Genomic DNA, 6,580 nt, shown 5'->3' with positions numbered 1-6,580 from the left:
CCTCCTTCAACCCCAACGCACCGGACCTGGCGCTCGAACTCGCATCTATACCGCACGTGATCGCACTCGGTTGCGGCTCACCTTGCGGGCAAAACGCCTGGGGCTTTCGCTGACCGAGGCAAAGGAAATCATCGATCTCTACGACAGTCCCAGGGACACCGGTGTGCAGCTCCGCAAATTCCTGGACGTGCTGGCGGGGCACCGCAAGCAACTGGAGGCCCAGATGGCCGATCTTCAGGCGAACCTGGAGGAGGTGCGGGAACATGAAAGGGAAGCGAGGGCACTGCTCCTCAAGGCGGAAAAGAAGAAATAGGCCATAATTGACGTTTACGTAAACGTAACTCAGCCAAGCCATGCCGATCACGCTGTCTGACCTTGCCCATCCCGACCATGTGCACCGCGTTTCTCAGAGTTTTGCCCTTCAGGGCGCCATGCGCACTTTGGGCGCGCAGCTGGGGCACATTGCCCCGGGCGAGGTGGACATCGAATTGGACTGGGCCGCGTCGCTGACACAACAGCATGGTTTTTTACATGCGGGAATGGTGTCCGCCGCGCTGGATTCCGCCTGCGGATACGCGGCCTTTACCCTGATGCCTGACGAGGCCGCGGTGTTGACAATCGAATTCAAGATCAACCTGTTGGCGCCGGCGCGCGGACCCCGCTTTCGCATGGAAGGCCGTGTCGTCAAGCCGGGCCGGACCATCACGGTGTGCGAAGGCCGGGCCTACGGTGTTGACGTCAGCCAGGAAAAACTGATCGCCACCATGGGCTGCACGCTCATGTCCGTCATCGGGCGCGATGGCATTGCCGGCTGAACTTCTTCTTCATTAATTCCCAAAATAGGAGACTCCATGACCCTCGCCAGCCTTCCCGGCCTGAATTTCCAACTGGGCGAAGACATTGATGCCTTGCGCGATGCTGTGCGCGACTTCGCGCAAGCCGAGATCGCACCGCGTGCGGCGGAGATCGATCGCACCGACCAGTTCCCCATGGACTTGTGGCGCAAGATGGGCGAGTTGGGCGTGCTCGGCATCACCGTGCCGGAGGCGTACGGAGGTGCGCATATGGGGTATCTCGCGCACATGGTGGCGATGGAGGAAATTTCGCGGGCCAGCGCGTCGGTGGGCCTGTCCTACGGCGCCCACAGCAATCTGTGCGTGAACCAGATCAACCGCAACGGTTCCGAAGAGCAAAAGCACAAGTACCTGCCCGGCCTGATCAGTGGCGAGCATGTGGGCGCGCTGGCCATGAGCGAGCCGGGCGCCGGCTCCGATGTGATCAGCATGAAGCTCAAGGCCGAAGACAAAGGCGGCTATTACCTGCTCAACGGCACCAAGATGTGGATCACCAACGGCCCGGACGCCGACACGCTGGTGGTTTACGCCAAGACGGAGCCCGAACTGGGGGCACGCGGCGTCACGGCTTTCCTGATCGAAAAGGGAATGAAGGGCTTCAGCATTGCGCAAAAGCTCGACAAGCTTGGCATGCGGGGAAGCCACACGGGTGAGCTGGTGTTCGAGAATGTCGAAGTTCCAGCGAGCCAGATCCTGGGCACCGTCAACGGTGGTGCCAAGGTTCTCATGAGCGGGCTCGACTACGAACGGGCGGTGTTGACCGGCGGGCCGTTGGGGATCATGCAGGCGGTCATGGACAACGTGGTGCCCTACATCCACGACCGCAAGCAGTTCGGCCAGAGCATCGGCGAGTTCCAGCTGATCCAGGGCAAGGTGGCCGACATGTACACGGTGCTGCAGGCGGGCCGCTCGTTTGCCTACACGGTGGCGAAGAACCTCGACATGCTGGGGACCGACCATGTGCGCCAGGTGCGCAAGGACTGCGCGTCCGTCATCCTGTGGTGCGCCGAAAAAGCCACCTGGATGGCCGGCGAGGGTGTTCAGATTTTTGGCGGAAACGGTTACATCAACGAATACCCGTTGGGCCGCTTGTGGAGAGATGCAAAACTCTACGAGATCGGCGCCGGCACCAGCGAAATTCGCCGTATGCTAATCGGCCGCGAATTGTTCGCGGAAACATGCTGATTTGTTGAACAATCTTCGAAAGAACTGACATGGCCGTTCCCGACATCGAACAACTTTTCGTCCACAACCGTGCGTGGGCAGCGCAGATGGAGCGGGAACGTCCCGGGTTTTTCACGGGCCTCATGGCACAGCAAAAGCCCAAATACATGTGGGTCGGCTGTTCCGACAGCCGCGTGCCAGCCAACCAGATCACCGGATTGGAGCCCGGAGAGGTGTTCGTGCACCGCAACGTGGCCAATGTGGTGGTGCCCACCGATCTGAACTGTCTCTCCACCATTCAGTATGCGGTCGACCAGCTGCGGGTCGAACATCTGATGGTGGTCGGCCATTACGGGTGCGGCGGCGTGCTGGCCGCGCTGCAGGATGTGCGTGTGGGCCTGGCGGACAACTGGATCCGCCACGTGAAGGATGTGCGCGACCGCCACCGCGAGCTCATCGCCGCGACGCCGCAGGCGTGGCGCCACGACGTGCTGTGCGAACTCAACGCCATCGAGCAGGTGATGAACGTCGCGCAGACCACCGTGATGCTCGATGCCTGGGCGAGCGGCCAGAACGTCACCCTGCATGCCTGGTGCTACGGCCTCAAGGATGGGTTGATCAAGAACCTGAACCTGGAGGTCTCCGGCACCGAAGGCCTCGACGCGCTTTATCAGGCGGCCGTTGCCGGCATTGCAGCTACCCGCCGCGAGTAAGCTCGCTCTCCTTCGCAGGACGCGGCCCATGTTTCCCCAGCGACTGGATTCCCCCCACGCCTACGCGATCGCCAAGGCGATGATGGATGGCTTCAACCGCCACTATCAGCTGTTCCGCACGGAGTCCGCGCGCGCCAAGCACCGTTTCGAGACGGCCGACTGGCTCGGGCAGCAACGGGCCCAGCGCGAGCGGATCGAGTTCTACGATCTGCGCGTGAAGGAATGCGTGCGACGGCTGGACAGGGAGTTCAACGCAGGCGAGCAGCCCATGGACGTGTGGCACCAAGTCAAGCTGCACTACATCGGCCTGCTCGTGGACCACCACCAGCCCGAGCTGGCCGAGACGTTCTTCAACTCGGTCACGACGAAGATCCTGCACCGCACGCATTTCCACAACAACTTCATCTTCGTGCGGCCGGCCGTGAGCACGGAGTACATCGAAAACGAGGAGCCGGCCGCCCGGCCGACGTACCGCGCCTATTACCCGTCGCCGGACACACTGCACGAGACGTTGATCCGCATCGTGGACAACTTCCAGCTGCAGCGCGAGTTCGAAGACCTGGACCGCGATACCAGCCATGTGCTGGCAGCCCTCCAGCAGCGCCTGGGGCCACACACCAAGCTGCGCGCCAATTTCCAGGTGCAGGTGCTGTCGGGCCTGTTCTATCGGAACAAGGGCGCCTACCTGGTGGGCAAGGTGATCAACGGCTTCAACGAACTGGCGTTTGCCTTGCCGATCCTGCACGGCAGCGCGGGCCGCCTGGTGATCGATGCGGCCCTGTTCGGCGAGGACGACCTGCAGATGCTGTTCAGCTTCGCGCGGGCGTATTTCATGGTGGACATGGAAATCCCGAGCGCCTACGTGCAGTTCCTGCGCAGCCTGATGCCGCGCAAGCCCCGGGCCGAGCTGTACAACGCGCTGGGCCTGGCCAAGCAAGGCAAGACGCTTTTCTACCGCGACTTCCTGCACCACCTGCGTTATTCCAGCGACCGCTTTCGCATCGCGCCGGGCATCAAGGGGATGGTGATGCTGGTGTTCGATCTGCCCAGCTTCCCATTCGTGTTCAAGCTCATCAAGGACTACTACCCGCCGCCGAAGGACACGACGCGCGAGCAGATCCAATCCAAGTACCTGCTGGTCAAGCAGCACGACCGCGTGGGCCGCATGGCCGATACGCTCGAATACAGCGAGGTGGCCTTTCCGCGCGAGCGATTCGAAGACGGGCTGATCGCCGAGATCGAGAAATTCGCCCCGAGCCAGCTGGAGATCAGCGACCGCGACGGCGACGGCCAGATCGAAGTCATCATCAAGCACCTGTACATCGAGCGGCGGATGATTCCGCTCAACATCTACCTGCAGGAGGCCTTCGAGGCCGGCCTGCACGATCCGCGCGCGCGCCAGCAGATGGAGCGCAGCGTGGTCGAATACGGCAATGCGATCAAGGATCTGGTGGCCGCCAACATCTTTCCCGGCGACATGCTTTGGAAGAACTTCGGCGTGACGCGCAATGGCAAGGTCGTGTTCTACGACTACGACGAGATCGAATACCTCACCGACTGCCAGTTCCGCCGCGTGCCCGCGGCGCGCAACGAAGAGGACGAGATGAGCGGCGAGGTCTGGTATGCCGTGGGTCCGCGCGACGTATTCCCGGAAACCTTCGCCCCCTTTTTTGCTCGGCAACGACGCGGTGCGCGATGTGTTCATGCGCCACCACGCCGATCTGCTGGACGCGGACTTCTGGCAGTCGCACAAGGAGCGCATCCAGGCGGGCCATGTGTACGACGTTTTTCCCTATGACAACGAACGGCGGTTCTCGTCCGGGACTGCACCGCCTTCCTGAGCGCCGCCGTGGCAGCACCCTGGCCCATCCCTTCGGCTTTTTTAACCCCTTCCCCCCTCTTTTTGCAGGAGCAACAGCATGAGCAGTGATTCCATCGTCATCGTCGGTGCCGCGCGCACCCCCATGGGCGCCTTCCAGGGCGATTTCTCCAGCCTGGCGGCACACGACCTGGGCGGCGTGGCCATCCGCGCCGCCGTCGAGCGCGCGGGCATCGCGCCGGAGTCGGTCGAAGAGGTGCTGTTCGGCAATTGCCTGATGGCTGGCCAGGGCCAGGCGCCCGCGCGCCAGGCAGGCTTCAAGGGCGGGCTGCCGCAGAGCGCCGGCGCCGTGACGCTGAGCAAGATGTGCGGCTCGGGCATGAAGGCCGCGATGTTCGCGCACGACCTGCTGCTGGCCGGCTCGCACGATGTGATCGTCGCCGGCGGCATGGAGAGCATGACCAACGCGCCGTACCTGCTGCAAAAGGGCCGCGGCGGCTACCGCCTGGGCCATGACCGCATCTTCGACCACATGATGCTCGACGGCCTGGAGGACGCCTACGAGCCCGGCCGCTCGATGGGTACCTTCGGTGAGGATTGCGCCGCCAAGTACCAGTTCACGCGCGAGCAGCAGGATGCCTTCGCCGTGGCCAGCGTGCAGCGCGCCAAGGCGGCCAGCGACTCCGGCGCGTTCGCCGACGAGATCGCACCGGTCACGGTCAAGACCCGCGCGGGCGAGACCGTGGTGTCGGTGGACGAAGGCCCGGGCAAGGTCAAGCTGGACAAGATTCCCCAGCTCAAGCCCGCGTTCAAGAAGGACGGCACCATCACCGCCGCCTCCAGCTCCAGCATCAACGACGGCGCGGCCGCGCTCGTGATGATGCGCGAGTCCACCGCCCTCAAGCTCGGCCGCCAGCCCATCGCCCGCATCGTGGCCCATGCCATGCACGCCCAGGCTCCGGAATGGTTCACCACCGCGCCGGTCGGCGCCACCCAGAAAGCCTTGAACAAGGCCGGCTGGAGCGTGCTGGACGTGGACCTGTGGGAAGTCAATGAGGCCTTTGCCGTCGTGCCCATGGCGCTCATGAAGGAGCTGAACGTGTCGCACGACATCGTGAACGTGAACGGTGGCGCCTGCGCCCTGGGCCACCCCATCGGTGCCAGCGGCGCCCGCATCATGGTCACGCTGATCCATGCGCTGAAGGCGCGCGGCAAGAAGCGCGGCCTGGCCACGCTGTGCATCGGCGGGGGCGAAGGCACGGCCGTCGCGCTGGAACTGATCTGATCGAGGCCCGTGGCGTATTGCTATTAAATGTATAGCAGCACGCCTTAGAATTGATTGCGGTGGAAGCCGATTGGATACAAGGATTCAGGCAGTGACCCAGACCGTTCTCGTCATCGGCGCATCGCGCGGCATCGGGCTCGAATTCGTGCGGCAATACCGCGAGGCCGGCTGGCGCGTGATCGCCACCGTGCGCGACGACGCCGGCCGCGAGCGCGTGCAGTCCCTGGGGGCCGAGCCGATGCGCGTGGATGTGGCCGACCCGGCCAGCGTCAGCGGCCTGGCCTGGCTTTTGGACGGCGAAAAGCTCGACGTGGCGCTCTACGTGGCGGGCGTGATCCGCCGGCCCTCGGCGCTCACCCCGCCCACGCGCGAGGATTTCGACGCCGTCATGCGCACCAACGTGCTCGGCGCCATGCAGGCGCTGCCACAGGTCGCGCCCCATGTGGCGATGGCGGGCGGCACCCTGGCGTTCCTGTCGTCCGCCATGTCGCTGATCGGCAGCGTGCCGGGCAGCGATTCGTGGCTGTACCGCACGAGCAAGGCCGCGCTCAACATGGCGGTGGCCGCTGCGCAGCACGACTATCCGGAGGCCACGCTCATCACGCTCGACCCGGGCTGGGTGCAAACCGACATGGGGGGGCGAGAGCGCGGCGCTCACGCCCGAGGCGAGCGTGCGCGGCATGCGCGCGGTGCTGGCGGGCGTCACCTCGGCCGACCGGGGGCCGGCTGCTGCACCACGACGGCC

The 6,580-nt window shown here is 64.2% G+C and carries 5 protein-coding genes and 2 pseudogenes; all 7 read left to right on the top strand.

The window, feature by feature from the left end; genetic code table 11:
- The coding region (locus AC27IO_RS18625) for a MerR family DNA-binding protein (protein ID WP_487090199.1) at window positions 1-313 on the top strand (313 nt) is incomplete at its 5' end.
- Window positions 314-353: 40 nt separating this feature from the next.
- Complete coding sequence (locus AC27IO_RS18620) at window positions 354-815, top strand: PaaI family thioesterase (protein WP_498740116.1); 462 nt, start codon at window positions 354-356, stop codon at window positions 813-815.
- 36 nt (window positions 816-851) lie between these two features.
- Window positions 852-2,039, top strand: coding sequence for an isovaleryl-CoA dehydrogenase (locus tag AC27IO_RS18615; protein WP_487090201.1), 1,188 nt, complete (start codon window positions 852-854; stop codon window positions 2,037-2,039).
- A 29-nt stretch (window positions 2,040-2,068) separates the two neighbouring features.
- The gene (can, locus tag AC27IO_RS18610) at window positions 2,069-2,731 is read left to right on the top strand and encodes a carbonate dehydratase (RefSeq protein ID WP_284429607.1); all 663 of its coding nucleotides are present in this window, start codon (window positions 2,069-2,071) and stop codon (window positions 2,729-2,731) included.
- 28 nt (window positions 2,732-2,759) lie between these two features.
- Window positions 2,760-4,572 (top strand): annotated as a pseudogene (gene aceK, locus AC27IO_RS18605) (bifunctional isocitrate dehydrogenase kinase/phosphatase).
- A 78-nt stretch (window positions 4,573-4,650) separates the two neighbouring features.
- The gene (locus tag AC27IO_RS18600) at window positions 4,651-5,835 is read left to right on the top strand and encodes an acetyl-CoA C-acyltransferase (RefSeq protein WP_498740114.1); all 1,185 of its coding nucleotides are present in this window, start codon (window positions 4,651-4,653) and stop codon (window positions 5,833-5,835) included.
- A gap of 91 nt (window positions 5,836-5,926) precedes the next feature.
- Window positions 5,927-6,580, top strand: a pseudogene (locus AC27IO_RS18595) (SDR family oxidoreductase); the annotation flags it as partial.

The organism is Acidovorax sp. KNOB132 (genome assembly GCF_057541515.1).
The sequence above is the reverse complement of the archived record's forward strand: the minus strand, read 5'-3'. Positions and strand labels throughout refer to the sequence as shown.